The sequence below is a fragment of the Mesorhizobium sp. M1169 genome, assembly GCF_040318345.1.
Taxonomy (GTDB): Bacteria; Pseudomonadota; Alphaproteobacteria; order Rhizobiales; family Rhizobiaceae; genus Mesorhizobium.
In genome coordinates, this window is the sequence record NZ_JAMYME010000001.1 from 228,911 (window position 1) to 242,702 (window position 13,792).

At 63.6% G+C, this 13,792-nt stretch carries 11 protein-coding genes; 7 read left to right on the forward strand and 4 right to left on the reverse strand.

The window, feature by feature from the left end; genetic code table 11:
- The first annotated feature begins 55 nt into the window (after positions 1-55).
- Together NKH41_RS01035 and NKH41_RS01040 are read left to right on the forward strand one after the other, a co-directional pair.
- Positions 56-418: a hypothetical protein gene (locus NKH41_RS01035; RefSeq protein WP_352540430.1), complete on the forward strand. Its 363-nt coding sequence runs from the start codon at positions 56-58 to the stop codon at positions 416-418.
- A gap of 83 nt (positions 419-501) precedes the next feature.
- The gene (locus NKH41_RS01040; RefSeq protein WP_502895676.1) at positions 502-2,100 is read left to right on the forward strand and encodes a peptide chain release factor 3; all 1,599 of its coding nucleotides are present in this window, start codon (positions 502-504) and stop codon (positions 2,098-2,100) included.
- A 169-nt stretch (positions 2,101-2,269) separates the two neighbouring features.
- On the opposite strand, the gene NKH41_RS01045 is transcribed toward NKH41_RS01040, so the two are convergent.
- Complete coding sequence (locus NKH41_RS01045; RefSeq protein WP_352469956.1) at positions 2,270-2,743, reverse strand: VOC family protein; 474 nt, start codon at positions 2,741-2,743, stop codon at positions 2,270-2,272.
- 290 nt (positions 2,744-3,033) lie between these two features.
- Between NKH41_RS01045 and ilvD the strand changes: the two genes are divergently transcribed.
- From ilvD to NKH41_RS01060, 3 genes are all read left to right on the forward strand, one after another.
- Entirely contained in the window at positions 3,034-4,878 is a 1,845-nt protein-coding gene (gene ilvD / locus NKH41_RS01050) for a dihydroxy-acid dehydratase (RefSeq protein WP_352458665.1), read from the forward strand.
- A gap of 234 nt (positions 4,879-5,112) precedes the next feature.
- Positions 5,113-6,387, forward strand: coding sequence for an amidohydrolase family protein (locus NKH41_RS01055; RefSeq protein WP_352469954.1), 1,275 nt, complete (start codon positions 5,113-5,115; stop codon positions 6,385-6,387).
- Between the two features lie 219 nt (positions 6,388-6,606).
- Complete coding sequence (locus NKH41_RS01060) at positions 6,607-7,527, forward strand: DMT family transporter (RefSeq protein ID WP_352469953.1); 921 nt, start codon at positions 6,607-6,609, stop codon at positions 7,525-7,527.
- Here the strand turns inward: NKH41_RS01060 and NKH41_RS01065 are convergent.
- The gene (locus NKH41_RS01065; RefSeq protein WP_352469952.1) at positions 7,524-8,426 is read right to left on the reverse strand and encodes a phosphotransferase; all 903 of its coding nucleotides are present in this window, start codon (positions 8,424-8,426) and stop codon (positions 7,524-7,526) included. The two genes, NKH41_RS01060 and NKH41_RS01065, sit on opposite strands and share 4 nt — an antisense overlap.
- A gap of 103 nt (positions 8,427-8,529) precedes the next feature.
- Between NKH41_RS01065 and NKH41_RS01070 the strand changes: the two genes are divergently transcribed.
- A complete protein-coding gene (locus tag NKH41_RS01070) occupies positions 8,530-9,162 on the forward strand; it encodes a class I SAM-dependent DNA methyltransferase (RefSeq protein WP_352931922.1) in 633 nt (210 codons plus the stop codon).
- An 18-nt stretch (positions 9,163-9,180) separates the two neighbouring features.
- Here NKH41_RS01070 and NKH41_RS01075 read toward each other — a convergent pair whose 3' ends face one another.
- Both NKH41_RS01075 and NKH41_RS01080 read right to left on the reverse strand, forming a co-directional pair.
- Positions 9,181-11,634, reverse strand: coding sequence for a GcvT family protein (locus tag NKH41_RS01075; RefSeq protein ID WP_352769121.1), 2,454 nt, complete (start codon positions 11,632-11,634; stop codon positions 9,181-9,183).
- Positions 11,631-12,515 carry a phosphotransferase family protein gene (locus tag NKH41_RS01080; protein ID WP_023676353.1) on the reverse strand — a complete coding sequence of 295 codons (885 nt, stop codon included), beginning with the start codon at positions 12,513-12,515 and terminating at the stop codon, positions 11,631-11,633. The genes NKH41_RS01075 and NKH41_RS01080 overlap by 4 nt, the downstream gene beginning before the upstream one ends.
- 435 nt (positions 12,516-12,950) lie before the next feature.
- Between NKH41_RS01080 and NKH41_RS01085 the strand changes: the two genes are divergently transcribed.
- Positions 12,951-13,727, forward strand: a complete 777-nt coding sequence (locus NKH41_RS01085) for a DeoR/GlpR family DNA-binding transcription regulator (protein WP_352767217.1) — start codon at positions 12,951-12,953, stop codon at positions 13,725-13,727.
- Positions 13,728-13,792: the final 65 nt, after the last annotated feature.

The following is a 13,792-nucleotide window of genomic DNA, read 5'->3' on the forward strand; positions in this document are numbered from 1 at the left end:
GGGTCGATGACGATCGCCTCACTGGAAACGTTCAGCTCAATCACATGAGGGTCATTTGCGCCGCTGGATAAAAGGGTTGGTTTTTGCTGCAGCCGGAGCCGCCATTGTCTATGCCGTCTTCTTTGGCCCGCTGCCGTTCGTTCGATCTTGGTGGCAGGACGACAACTGGCTGGATCCTTTGCATAAACGCCATCGCATCGCTGACGGTTTGGTGCTGACCGGGGCGTTGGTTGGGAAATCGCGGGCAGAAGTTGTTGCCATGCTCGGCGAGCCGCCGAAGACGGACTATTTCGAGGACTGGAGTCTGGTTTATATTCTTGGTTCGGAAAGAGGATTTTTTTCGATCGACTCTGAATGGCTGGTTATGCGCCTGGATGACGTTGGCTCGGTCACGCAGGCGGCTATCGTCAGAGACTGAACCTGCTGCCGGGGTATCAGCGGTGTTTCCGTTCGACAGGCTGGAAAAGCGCTGCTAGAAGCCCGCGCCACAGACAGGATTCCATGAAATTGGCTGAAGACATCGAACAAGCGGTATCGCGCCGCCGCACTTTCGCGATCATCGCCCACCCCGACGCCGGCAAGACGACGCTCACCGAAAAACTGCTTTTGTTCGGCGGCGCCATCCAGCTTGCCGGCGAGGTCAAGGCCAAGAAGGACCGCATCCAGACCCGCTCGGACTGGATGAAGATCGAACGCGAGCGCGGCATTTCGGTGGTCACCTCGGTGATGACCTTCGAATACGAGGACACCGTCTTCAACCTGCTCGACACGCCCGGCCACGAGGATTTCGCCGACGACACCTATCGCACGCTGTCGGCGGTCGACAGCGCGGTCATGGTCATCGACGCCGCCAAGGGCATCGAGCCGCGCACGCTGAAACTGTTCGAGGTCTGCCGGCTGCGCGACATCCCGATCATCACCTTCGTCAACAAAATGGACCGCGAAAGCCGAGACCCATTCGACATCCTCGACGAGATCGAGCAGAAGCTGGCACTGGATACAGCGCCGATCACCTGGCCGATCGGCCGCGGCAAGACCTTTTCCGGGACCTACCATCTGGCGCTGAACGCGGTGCGCAAGGGCGACGCCGAAAAGGAGCGCACGCCGGTCAATGGACCCGATTCCAACCGCGTCGCCGGCCTGTTGCCGGAGAACGAGCGCGAGGCCTTCATCGAGGAGCTGGAGCTGGCGCGCGCGGCCTGTCGCCCGCTCGACCTCGATGCCTTCCGCGAGGGCCATCTGACCCCGGTCTATTTCGGCTCGGCGCTGCGCAATTACGGCGTGCGCGACCTGATCGAGGCGCTCGGCGCCTACGGGCCGCCGCCGCGCGCGCAGGAGGCCGACAGCCGCAAGGTCGAGGCGACCGAGGACAAGATGACCTCCTTCGTCTTCAAGATCCAGGCCAATATGGACCCCAATCACCGCGACCGCATCGCTTTCGTGCGCGTCTGCTCCGGCAAGCTCGAGCGCGGCATGAAGGCCAAGCTGGTGCGCACGGGGAAACCGATGAGCCTGTCGGCACCGCAATTCTTCTTCGCCCGCACCCGCGTCACGGCCGACGAGGCGTTCGCCGGCGATGTCGTCGGCATCCCCAACCACGGCACGCTGCGCATCGGCGACACGCTGACCGAGGGCGAGGAGATCCTGTTTCGCGGCGTGCCGAATTTCGCGCCTGAAATCCTGCGCCGCGTTCGCCTCGGCGATGCCATGAAAGCCAAGAAGCTCAAGGAAGCGCTGCACCAGATGGCCGAGGAAGGCGTCGTGCAATTGTTCTCGCCGGAGGACGGCTCGCCAGCCATCGTCGGCGTCGTCGGCGCCCTGCAGCTCGACGTCTTGAAGGAGCGGCTAAACTTCGAATACACACTGCCGGTCGATTTCGAGATGTCGCGCTTTTCCGTCTGCCGCTGGATATCGGCCGACGACAGGGCCGAGCTCCAGCGCTTCATCGAGGCGCATCGCGGCGACATTGCCCGCGACCTCGACAACGATCCGGTGTTCCTCGCCCAGCACGCCTTCTCGCTCAACTACGAGGCCGAGCGCTGGAAGGCGATCCGCTTCGCCGCGGTCAAGGATTATCAGGTCCGCGACAGAGCGGCTTGATGCGCCCCTTCCCTTCTCCCCTTGTGGGAGAAGGTGTCGCCGAAGGCGACGGATGAGGGGTGTTCCAGGAAACACCAACGTCTCATTCCGTCCAATACCCCTCAACCGTCTCGGCGCTTCGCGCCGATCCACCTTCTCCCACAGGGGGAGAAGGAAAGATCGCGTTCGTTCACCCTTTCGCTGCCTCTTCGATCTTGGCGATGTCGATCTTGCTCATCTGCATCATCGCCTGCATCACGCGGCCGGCCTTTTCCCTGTCGGAGTCCAGCAGCAGCCTGGGCAGCTGCTCGGGAACGACCTGCCAGGAGAGGCCGAATTTGTCCTTCAGCCAGCTGCACTGGCTGGGCTGGCCACCGCCCGCGATGAGCCTGTCCCAGAAATAGTCGACCTCTTCCTGCGTCTTGCAGTCGATGGAGAGCGAGACTGCCTGGGTGAACTTGAATTGCGGGCCGCCGTTGAGCGCCTGGAACTGAACGCCGTCGAGCTCGAATGAGACCATCAGCACCTTGCCCTCATTATCGCCGCTGTCCTTGGGCCAGCGCATCACGCTCAGCACCTTCGAATTCTTGAAGATGGAGACATAATGGTTCATGGCCTCCTCGGCCTGATCGTTGAACCACAGGCAGGGGGTGATCTTTTGCATTCTCTTGCTCCTCGGGCTGGTTTTGGCTTTGTTTTCACTCGCAAAACGGCCGGCTGGCATTGATGCCCGGTCCCGCCGTCTGCTCAAGGACGCTCGAGCAAAACACGATCCGACAGCACTTCTGACTTTTTTACGGCCTGGACCGGCTGCGTCTTTGGCTGGCCGCTCGTTCCGCACCTCTGGCGCAGCGCAAAATTGTGGCCAGACCAGAGCTTGGCGTCTATAAGGCCTGCGGCTTAATTCCGGTTTTCCGCGCCTTTGGGCGCGACGCAGACAGCAAGGACAGTTCAATGCCCGCCTACCGTTCCCGCACCACCACCCATGGCCGCAACATGGCCGGCGCCCGCGGCCTGTGGCGCGCCACCGGCATGAAGGATTCGGATTTCGGCAAGCCGATCATTGCCGTGGTCAATTCCTTCACCCAATTCGTGCCGGGCCATGTCCATTTGAAGGATCTCGGCCAGCTGGTTGCCCGTGAGATCGAAAAGGCCGGCGGCGTCGCCAAGGAATTCAACACCATCGCCGTCGATGACGGCATCGCCATGGGCCATGACGGCATGCTCTATTCGCTGCCGTCGCGCGAATTGATCGCCGACTCGGTCGAATACATGGTCAACGCGCACTGCGCCGACGCGATGGTCTGCATCTCGAATTGCGACAAGATCACGCCCGGCATGCTGATGGCGTCGCTGCGCCTCAACATCCCGACCGTCTTCGTCTCCGGCGGGCCGATGGAGGCCGGCAAGGTGGTGCTCGCCGGCAAGAGCCAGGCGCTTGATCTGGTCGACGCTATGGTCGCGGCCGCCGACGACAAGGTGTCCGACGAGGACGTCAGGACCATCGAACGCTCGGCCTGTCCGACCTGCGGTTCCTGCTCCGGCATGTTCACCGCCAATTCGATGAACTGCCTGACCGAGGCGCTCGGCCTGTCCTTGCCCGGCAATGGTTCGACGCTGGCAACGCATGCCGACCGCAAGCGCCTGTTCGTCGAGGCCGGCCACCTGATCGTCGATCTTGCCCAGCGCTATTACGAGCAGGACGACGACACGGCGCTGCCGCGCAGCATCGCCTCGAAGGGCGCCTTCGAGAACGCCATGACGCTCGACATCGCCATGGGCGGCTCGACCAACACCGTGCTGCACATCCTTGCCGCGGCACATGAGGGCGAGGTCGACTTCACTATGGAGGACATCGACCGGCTGTCGCGGCGGGTGCCGGTGCTGTGCAAGGTGGCTCCGGCCAAGGCTGACGTCCACATGGAGGATGTCCATCGCGCCGGCGGCATCATGGCCATCCTCGGCCAGTTGGATAGCGCCGGGCTGATCAACCGCGACCTGCCGACGGTGCACACCGCAAGCCTCGGCGAAGCGCTCGATCATTGGGATATTTCGCGCACCACCAGCCAGAATGTCCGGGATTTCTTCCTGGCGGCACCCGGCGGCGTGCCGACGCAAGTCGCGTTCAGCCAGGACCGCCGCTGGGACGATCTCGATCTCGACCGCGAGAAGGGCGTCATCCGCTCGGCCGAACATCCTTTCTCCAGGGATGGCGGCCTTGCCGTGCTGAAAGGCAATCTGGCAATCGATGGCTGCATCGTGAAGACGGCGGGCGTCGATGAATCGATCCTGAAATTCACCGGTCCGGCAAGAGTGTTCGAAAGCCAGGACGCCAGCGTCAAGGCGATCCTGTCGAACGAGATCAAGGCCGGCGATGTCGTCGTCATCCGCTATGAAGGGCCACGCGGCGGACCCGGCATGCAGGAAATGCTCTACCCGACCAGCTATTTGAAGTCGAAAGGCCTCGGCAAAGCCTGCGCACTGATCACCGACGGTCGTTTTTCCGGCGGCACCTCCGGCCTGTCGATCGGCCATGTCTCGCCGGAAGCCGCGGAAGGCGGTCTGATCGGGCTGGTCAGGGAAGGCGACACGATCGAGATCGATATCCCCAACCGCACCATCAGGCTTGCTGTCGACGACGCCGAACTCATCGCCCGTCGCGCCGCGATGGAGGCCAGGGGAACGGCTGCCTGGAAGCCCGAAGAAAAGCGCAAGCGCAAGGTGACGACGGCCTTGCGCGCCTATGCGGCGATGGCGACAAGTGCCGCCAAGGGGGCGGTGCGGTACGTGCCGGAATAGAGGCTTTTCCTTCTCCCTTTGTGGGAGAAGGTGGATTGGCGCGCAACGCCAAGACGGTTGAGGGGTGCTGGACGGAGTGGCGCCGGCGGCAAGCTGGAACACCCCTCATCTGGCCGCTTCGCGGCCACCTTCTTCCACAACAAGGGGAGAAGGGAAGGGCCGCGCCTGAAGGTTCCGCCTTGCGGCAGCACGCTGCATGGAAAGAAACGGCTTTTTTGAACGAGGTGGCGCTAGATGGATTTTGACCTTGTGGTGCGCGGCGGGACGCTGCCCGACGGCAGGATCGCGGATATAGGCATCGTCGGCGAAACGATCGCAGCGATAGAGCCCGAGCTGAACGTCAGCGCCGGCACGGCGATCGATGCCCATGGCAATCTGGTCTCGCCGCCCTTCGTCGATCCGCATTTCCATATGGACGCCACGCTTTCGCTCGGCATTCCGCGCATCAATGTCTCGGGCACGCTGCTCGAAGGCATCTCGCTTTGGGGCGAGTTGAAGCCGCTTCTGACCCACGAAGCGGTGCGCGACCGTGCGCTCGCCTATTGCGACTGGGCGGTGTCGATGGGCCTGCTCGCCATCCGCACCCATGTCGATGTTTGCGACGACCGCCTGCTGGCGGTCGAGGCGCTGCTCGACGTGAAGAAGACGGTTGGCCCCTATATCGACCTGCAGCTGGTCGCCTTCCCGCAGGACGGGTTTTACCGCTCGCCGACGGCGCGCGACAACACCATCCGGGCGCTCGACATAGGCGTCGATGTCGTCGGCGGCATTCCGCATTTCGAGCGCACAATGGCCGACGGCACGCGCTCCGTCACCGAGCTCTGCGAAATCGCGGCGAAGCGCGGCCTGATGGTCGACTTGCATTGCGACGAGACCGACGATCCGCTGTCGCGCCACATCGAGCAGCTTGCCTATGAGACGCAGCGGCTCGGGTTGCAGGGCAGAGTGGCCGGCTCGCACCTGACATCGATGCATTCGATGGATAATTACTACGTTTCGAAGCTATTGCCGCTGATTGCCGAGGCCGGCGTTTCGGCGATCCCCAATCCGCTGATCAACATCATGCTGCAGGGCCGCCACGACACCTTTCCCAAGCGCCGCGGACTGACGCGGGTCAAGGAGATGCTGGCGCAAGGCATCCGCGTCGGCTGGGGCCAGGATTGCGTGCTCGACCCCTGGTATTCGCTGGGCACCGCAGACATGCTCGACGTCGCCTTCATGGGCCTGCATGTCGCGCAGATGTCGAGCCCGGCCGAGATGGCGCGCTGCTTCGACATGGTCACCAACGTCAATGCAGCCATCATGGGCCTCGATCACCTTGGCCTGGCCGTCGGCAAGCGCGCCAGCCTGGTCGTTCTCGATGCCGGCAATCCGGTCGAAGCGCTGCGGCTGCGCCCCGAGCGCCTCTGCGTCATCGCCAGGGGCAAGGTGGTGGCCGAGCGCAGCCGGCAGGACACGCGGCTTTCGATCGCCGGAAGGCCGGGCACGGTGAACCGGCGCCACGCTTAAAGCGCGTCGCGTTTGAACGGACCCACGCGACGCGCTTTAAGGTCTTGTTTTTAAGCGTGTCGTTATCGCAAAACCGCTGCACACTTTTGCGCGACATGCATTAGTCCAGCCGATTTCCGGCGCTGGTCTTACCGAATTCTCGATTTTCGCCTCGTCATGGCCGCAGCTTGCGACTACGACGCGGGTCACCGTACCCCACGGCGAGGAACCGGTAACGGCATGGCGCGGCCCGCAGCCCAGTACTCAACGATCATGAACGTGCTGCTGGCCGGCATCCTGCTGATGCTCGCCGGCGATTTCTTGTTTGCGTTGAACGATGCGATGGGCAAGTGGCTGGTCGCCAGTTTTTCCGTCGGCCAGGTCGTGCTGATCCGCTCGATCGGCGCCTTTTTCATACTCGGGCCGATGATTGCACATCAGGGCCCGGCCAAGCTGTTTCGCATGGAGCGGCCGGAGCTGCAGCTGCTGCGCGTGGTGATGACGACGCTCGACACGGCGCTGTTCTACGCGGCGGTCGTCTATCTGCCGCTCGCCGATGTGATGAGCTTTTACATGGCCGGGCCGATCTATGTCGCGGCGCTGTCGCACTTCCTGCTCGGCGAAAGGGTCGGCTGGCGCCGCTGGGCGGCTATCCTGGTCGGTTTCTGCGGCGTGCTGATCATGCTGAAGCCGTCCTCGGCCGCGTTCTCGCTGTCGTCGATGTTCGCGCTCGCCGGCAGCATTTCCTTTGCCTTCGCCATCATCCTCAATCGGCGGCTGCGCGGCACCAGCGACACCTCGCTGGTCACCTGGCAAACCATCGGCACGCTGCTGGTCGGCGCTGCGTTGACCCTCGGTAGCTGGAAGACGCCGTCCTCGCTCGATTTCGGCGCCATGCTGCTTCTCGGCATCGTCTCCTGCGGCGCGCATCTGATGATCACCAGGGCGTTGAAGCTGGCGCCGGCCTCGACCTTGGCGCCGCTGCATTACAGCCTGCTGTTGTGGGCAGTGGTCTTCGGCCTCGCCTTCTTCGGCGATGTGCCTGGGCCGCGCATCCTGATCGGCTCGGCCATCGTCGTGCTGGCCGGCCTGTTCATCTTCCACCGCCAGAAGGTGGTCGATTCCGTGCCGCCGGAAAATGTGCCGAAGGGCGTGAATTAACTCCGGCGCACTGCCGCGAGATGCCGCGAAAATTCCGGCGTCTCCATCAGCGCCTTGCAGCGCGCAAACCGGCCGTCGGCATAGGCGCGAAAGTCGTCGGCCGGATTTTTGTTGGCAAGCTGGATCAAGCCCCAGAGCGTCCACAACAGGTCGCACATCGCCTTGTAGATGACGATGCGGCCGCGCTCCGCCGGTCTCGGCTCGCCGCCGAAATAGGCGCGCATCATTTCTTCGTCCTGGGCCTCGTCGAATTGCCCTTCGACCGAGAGGTCGCCGAAATCCCAGAGCGGATCGTTCATGCCGGAATATTCCCAGTCGACGATCCACATCCTGTCGCCCGTATCAAGAAAGTTCTCGCATAGCGGGTCGCAATGGCAGGCGACGATCGGCAGAGGTTGAGCCGCAAGTGCTGAGCGCACTGCCTCCGCCTCGCGGACCACATCGTGGTAGCCGGCAGGCAGGGCGACGTCCTTGGTTGACAGCACTTTCAGATAATCGTCGATCATCGCAAACAGCTCGAAGCGGAAGGGGAACACCGCGCCGGATGTGTGCAGTTTGCGAAAGGCCTTGCCGGCGCGTGCCGGGCTGCCCGGCCGAGTCTTGAACTTTTCCGGTGACATCGTCTCGGCACCGGCAACGAAGCGGGTCACCAGCACGCCGGTCTCGGCATCGACATGCAGCACATCGGGACTGACGCCGGCCTTCGCCGCTTCCCGCGCCGCCACTGCCTCGTTGGCACGGTTGATGTATTCCTCGGTACCCTTGCCGGGGATACGCAGGCAGAAATCCTTACCCCTGAAGACGAGGTTGGTGAGACCGCCGAGCCGTTCCAGAGGGCCGTCATAGCCGGCCAGCATCGGAATGGCCGCAAGTGCGGCGCGCGCCCGGTCGTCCGCCATGGATTTCGCTCCTTTCCCCGTATTATTGGGACGACGACGGTTCCACAGTTTTCGCCGTTTGGCTATGATCGCGTTGCGGATCGATACCAGGCGACGGACAGCAATGACAAACAGCAAACATCAGAGCGCGCTCGCCGCAGCCTATGCGGCGAAGCGGCCGGAAGACGTCGCGGCTCTTTACGACAGGTGGGCAGGCACCTATGACACCGACATGTCGGTGGCTGGCTATCGCCATCCCACCATCTGCCTTGCCTTGCTGGCCCGCCATCTGGCGCGCGGCGCCGCTCCTCTGCTCGATGCCGGCGCCGGCACCGGGCTCATCGGCGAATGGCTTGCCATTACCGGTTATCCGCAGGTCGAGGCGCTCGACATCTCGGAAGGCATGCTGGCGCAAGCCGCGCGCAAGGGCGTCTATTCAGCGCTGCACTGCCTGGCGCTTGGCGGACCGCTGCCCTTCGTGGACGACGCCTATGCCGGGATCATCTCAGCCGGCGTCTTCACGTCCGGCCATGTCGGGGCCGAGGGTCTGGACGAGCTGATCCGCATCTGCCGGCCGGGCGGGGTGATCGTGCTGACAGTGAAGAACACGCTGTGGGATGCCGGGTTTGCCGCGCGGATCGCCGAGCTCGAGGCGCAAGGCACCGTCACGCGCGCCGAAGAGACGCCGCCCTATGTTTCGATGCCAGGCGAGGCCGATACCGTGCCGAGCCGGGGGCTGGTGCTCATCGTGAACTGAGGCTGAAACCGGAAGGCTCTATGCCTTCACCTTTGCTCCTGCCGGATCGTAAAGCGGCTCGAGGTGTATCTTAGCCGGCTTCCGTTCCATTGCCACCACCAGGTCGTAGTTGCCGGAGGTAAGGAAATCATCGTTGACGCCATCGGCATTGCGCACATAGCCGTAGCCGATGTTCTTGCCGATGGTGTAGCCATAGCCGCCGCTGGTGAGATAACCGACCGCCTCGCCGTTGCGCAGGATGGTCTCGCGCCCGAGCAGCACGACGTCCGGATCATCGACGGTGAAGCCGGCAAAGCGTTTCCTGAGCGTCGAGCCATCGAGCTTTTCAAGCGCCCGCCGGCCGAGGAAATCGGTGTTCTTCCTGAGCTTCACCGCCCAGCCGAGGCCGGCCTCCTGCGGCGTGTCGTTGGGTGTAATGTCGGCGCCCCAGGCGCGGTAGCCCTTTTCCAGCCGCAGCGATTCCAGCGCCCGATAGCCGACCGGGCGAATGTCGTGGACAGCGCCCGCCGTCATCAGCGCGTCGAAAACCTCGCCCGTCGCCGCGATCGGCGCATGCAGTTCCCAGCCGAGTTCGCCGACATAGGTGACGCGCAGTGCCCGGACGGCGTGACCGGCAATGGCGATCTCGCGAACATGGCCGAATGGAAAGGCGGCATTCGAGACGTCGGCATCGGTCACCGCTGATAGCACGTCACGGGCGCGCGGCCCCATCAGCGACAATGTGCCGAAATCCTCCGTGACGTCGGTCAGCGTCACGTCGAACTCCCTGCCGATATGATCGGCAATCCAGGAGAAATCATGCGTGCGGAAACCGGTGCCGGTGACGATGTAGAATTTCTCCTCAGCGAGCCTCGCCACGGTCAAATCGGCCTCGATGCCGCCGCGCGTGTTGAGAAGCTGCGTGTAGGTCAGCCGGCCGACCGGCTTGGCGACGTCGTTCGCGCAGATCCAGTCCAGCGCCTTCAGCGCGTCGGCTCCGGTCACTTCGCATTTGGCGAAAGACGACTGGTCGAAAATACCGATCTTTTCGCGCACGTGGCGGTGCTCGTCGCCAACCGCCGGGAACCAGTTCTGGCGGCCCATCGAATAGACGTCCTTCGGCTCGATGCCTTCCGGCGCGAACCAGTTCGGCCGCTCCCAGCCAAGTTTCGAGCCGAACACGGCGCGATGTTTTTGCAGCCGCCCGTACAAAGGCGAGACGATGCGCGGCCGGCCGCTGACATATTCCTCATACGGGAAGCCGATCGTGTAGTGCTTGCCATAGGCTTCCAGCGTGCGGTCGCGGACCCATTGCCGGTCGCGGTGGAGATCGGAGAAGCGGCGGATGTCGACCACCCACAGATCGAGCGGCGCCTCGCCGTCGACGACCCATTGCGCCAGCACCCAGCCGGCGCCGCCGCCGGACGCGATGCCAAAGGCATTGAAGCCGGCGCCGACGAACATATTGGCGCATTCCGGCGCCACACCGAGGATGAAATTGCCATCCGGCGTAAAGCTCTCCGGCCCGTTGATCATCTGCCTGACGCCGGCATTGGCGAGCGCCGGGACACGCTCGATCGCCTGGCTCATATGCTGCTCGAAATGATCGTAATCATCGTCGAACAGCCGGAACTCCCAATAGTCCGGCACATCGCCGCCCGGCAGACCGGTCGTCCACGCCTGCGGGTTCGGCTCGTAGCCGCCCATCACCAACCCGCCGACCTCCTCCTTGAAATAGGTGCGGCGATCGGGGTCGCGAATTGTCGGCGCGTCGGTCGGCAGGCCATCGATCTTTTCGGTGATGATGTACTGGTGCTTCACCGGCTGCAGCGGCACGTTTATGCCGGCGAGCGCACCCACCTGCCGCGCCCATTGCCCGGCGCAGTTCACCACCTTGTCGCAGGCGATATCGCCCTTGCTGGTCTTTACCGCGGTGATGCGGCCGTCTCTCATTTCGAAGCCGGTGACTCGCACCTCCTCGAACAATTTTGCGCCATGCATGCGCGCACCCTTGGCCAGCGACTGGGTGATGTCGGAAGGGCTTGCCTGACCGTCGGTCGGCAGCCAGGACGCGCCGACGAGGTCGCCGGCTTCCAGCAGCGGCCACATCTCCTTGACCTCGGCCGGCGACAGCAGATGCATGTCCATGCCGAAGCTCTTAGCCGTCGTTGCCAGCCGCTTATACTCGGTCCAGCGGTCGGCATTGGTGGCGAGGCGCAGGCAGCCAGTCATCTTCCAGCCGGTGGCGAGGCCGGTTTCGGCTTCCAGCCCCTTGTAGAGATCTACCGAATATTTGAGCACGCGCGTGATCGACGCCGACGAGCGCAGCTGGCCGACCAGCCCGGCAGCATGCCAGGTCGAACCCGAGGTCAGTTTGCCCTGTTCGAGCAGCACGATTTCGGCCTTGTGGTCGCGCGCCAGATGATAGGCCGTCGAACAGCCGATGATGCCACCGCCGATGACGACGATCCCGGCCTGGGCGGGCAAGGTCATGTCCGCGTCCCGTATTTTGTCCTGTAGTTTTCCAGGGCGGCTTCGAGCCGCGCCAGGTTTTCGTCGGCATAGGCGGCGTAGTCGACACCGGGCGCGTCGAGGTAAAGCTCGGAAACCATGCCCCACATCGCCTCACGCAGCAGCGACGCGCATTGCATGGCGGCGTGCGAGCGCCGTATCGCCGGGTCCGGCTCCTTCATGAAATAGGCGGTCAGGAAGGCGAAGGACTCCTCGTCGCTCATGCCTGCATTCGACGCCGCGCCGGCAAGGTCGAACATCGCGGTGTTGAAGCCTGCATATTCGAAATCGATGAGCCACAGCCTGTGACCGTCGTCGATTATGTTAGCCGGCAAGAGGTCATTATGGCCGAAGACGATCGGCAGCAGCTTTTGCGCGCGCTCGAGCTCGTCCGCCAGCGTCAGCAGGCGCGGCAGTTCGCCCAGCTTGCGGCTGCGGCCTTCCTCCAGCGTGCGCGCATAGTCGCGAATGACATGGAATACCCAGAACATGAAGCCGGCGCCGGAGACATGACCGGGCATCTCCCGGTGGAAACCGCGCAGCAACGCGGCAACGCGGCCGAGATCGGCGCGCACGTCCTGCGCGACATAGGCCTTGGCGCCGAGATACTCCGTCACCATGACGCCGGGTCCAGTGTAATGGACGGCCGGAGCGAAGCCTGCCGCGTGCGCTGCCCGCGCCGTCATCATCTCGCGCTCGCGAAAGACATGGTGGAACGGATAGTCCTGGCCGAGCCGCACGACGTGCCGCCCGGCCGCGTCCTTGACCAGATAATTGGCATTGCTCAGCCCGCCCGGCAGCGGCGCGATGTCGATGCTGCCGGTCCAGCAAGGCAGCGCACGGATGCGGTCTTCGACAGTCACGATCTCGTCCAACATTGGGTCAATTTTCCACGCATGTCACGGCTGGCCAGCGATGACAATCGGACGGAGGAATGGAGGCAACGCGAAGATCTCGTCGGTGCAGATCTCGGGATCGGTATCCCGCACCGCACCGACGAGCCCCTTTGTGCCGGGTTCTTCGACGCCGGCATCCGCCCCCGCGGATCCTGAATTTCGGTACCCTTGCACCCGACGATCTCCCGGGCGTTCGGGCAAGCGATTTTTCGTGCGGCTCAGCCGTCGTCCTCCGTTCCGAGCCTGTCACAGCGATAATGTCGCGCCACGCTGGAGGCGTTGTCAACGCGAAATTGTGGTATTTTCTGGTTTTTTGCCCGAATTTTGCTAAATTCCTTGGAGTTAGTGGCATTTATGTCGTAGAAGCGGTCAGCGGTGCAACAATCCGACCGGATGGAACCGATGGTCCACTCGAAGCGGCATGGCGAAATCCTGCGCCTCCTCAAGGAGGAAGGCACGGTGACCATTGCGAGCCTGGCCGACCGGCTGGGCGTCTCGCTGGAGACAGTACGCCGCGACGTCAAGCCACTGACCAGCGACGGTTCCATCCTCAAGATGCACGGCGCCGTCGGCCTGCCGTCGATTGCCGGCGAAGCGCCGTTCGAGCGGCGCATGCGCGAGAACGCCGATGCCAAGCGGGCAATAGCGCGCATGGTCGCCGCCACCATCCGCGACGGCGAATCGATCATGCTCGACACCGGCACCACCACCTCTTTTCTGGCCCGGGAACTGCTCGGCCACCGGCGGCTGACGGTCGTCACCAACTCCTCCGACATCGCCCGCACACTGGCCACCGTCAACGGCAATAAGGTCTACATGGCCGGCGGCGAGCTGCGCAGCGATTCCGGTGCTGCCTTCGGCGTCTCGGCCATCGAATTCGTCAGCCGCTTTTCCGTCAGCCATGCAGTGATATCGACCGGTGCGGTCGATGCCATAACCGGCGTCATGGACTATGATCTGGAAGAGGCCGAATTCGCCCGCATGGTGCTGTCGCGCGGCCAGCGTTCGCTTGTCGTCACCGACCATAGCAAATTCGGCCGCCAGGGCCTTGTTCAGGTCTGCGGCTTCGGCGGCTTTTCCGAACTCGCGACCGACCGTCCGCCGCCGCACGACATCGGCGCCGCCCTCGCCCAGGCCGGCGCACGGCTCAGCATTGCCGATGGCGGAAGCGAGGGCTGAGCTCTATCGTGAGCTCTGTCGGGAGATCTGCTCCAGCACCCACTTCCCAGCGCCGCGTCTGCCGT

Coding starts and splice junctions, on each gene's coding strand:
- NKH41_RS01045 (WP_352469956.1), bottom strand. CDS start 2,743: ATGCAAAAGATCACCCCCTGCCTGTGGTTCAACGATCAGGCCGAGGAG.
- NKH41_RS01085 (WP_352767217.1), top strand. CDS start 12,951: ATGGTCCACTCGAAGCGGCATGGCGAAATCCTGCGCCTCCTCAAGGAG.
- ilvD (WP_352458665.1), top strand. CDS start 3,034: ATGCCCGCCTACCGTTCCCGCACCACCACCCATGGCCGCAACATGGCC.
- NKH41_RS01040 (WP_502895676.1), top strand. CDS start 502: ATGAAATTGGCTGAAGACATCGAACAAGCGGTATCGCGCCGCCGCACT.
- NKH41_RS01060 (WP_352469953.1), top strand. CDS start 6,607: ATGGCGCGGCCCGCAGCCCAGTACTCAACGATCATGAACGTGCTGCTG.
- NKH41_RS01075 (WP_352769121.1), bottom strand. CDS start 11,634: ATGACCTTGCCCGCCCAGGCCGGGATCGTCGTCATCGGCGGTGGCATC.
- NKH41_RS01055 (WP_352469954.1), top strand. CDS start 5,113: ATGGATTTTGACCTTGTGGTGCGCGGCGGGACGCTGCCCGACGGCAGG.
- NKH41_RS01070 (WP_352931922.1), top strand. CDS start 8,530: ATGACAAACAGCAAACATCAGAGCGCGCTCGCCGCAGCCTATGCGGCG.
- NKH41_RS01065 (WP_352469952.1), bottom strand. CDS start 8,426: ATGGCGGACGACCGGGCGCGCGCCGCACTTGCGGCCATTCCGATGCTG.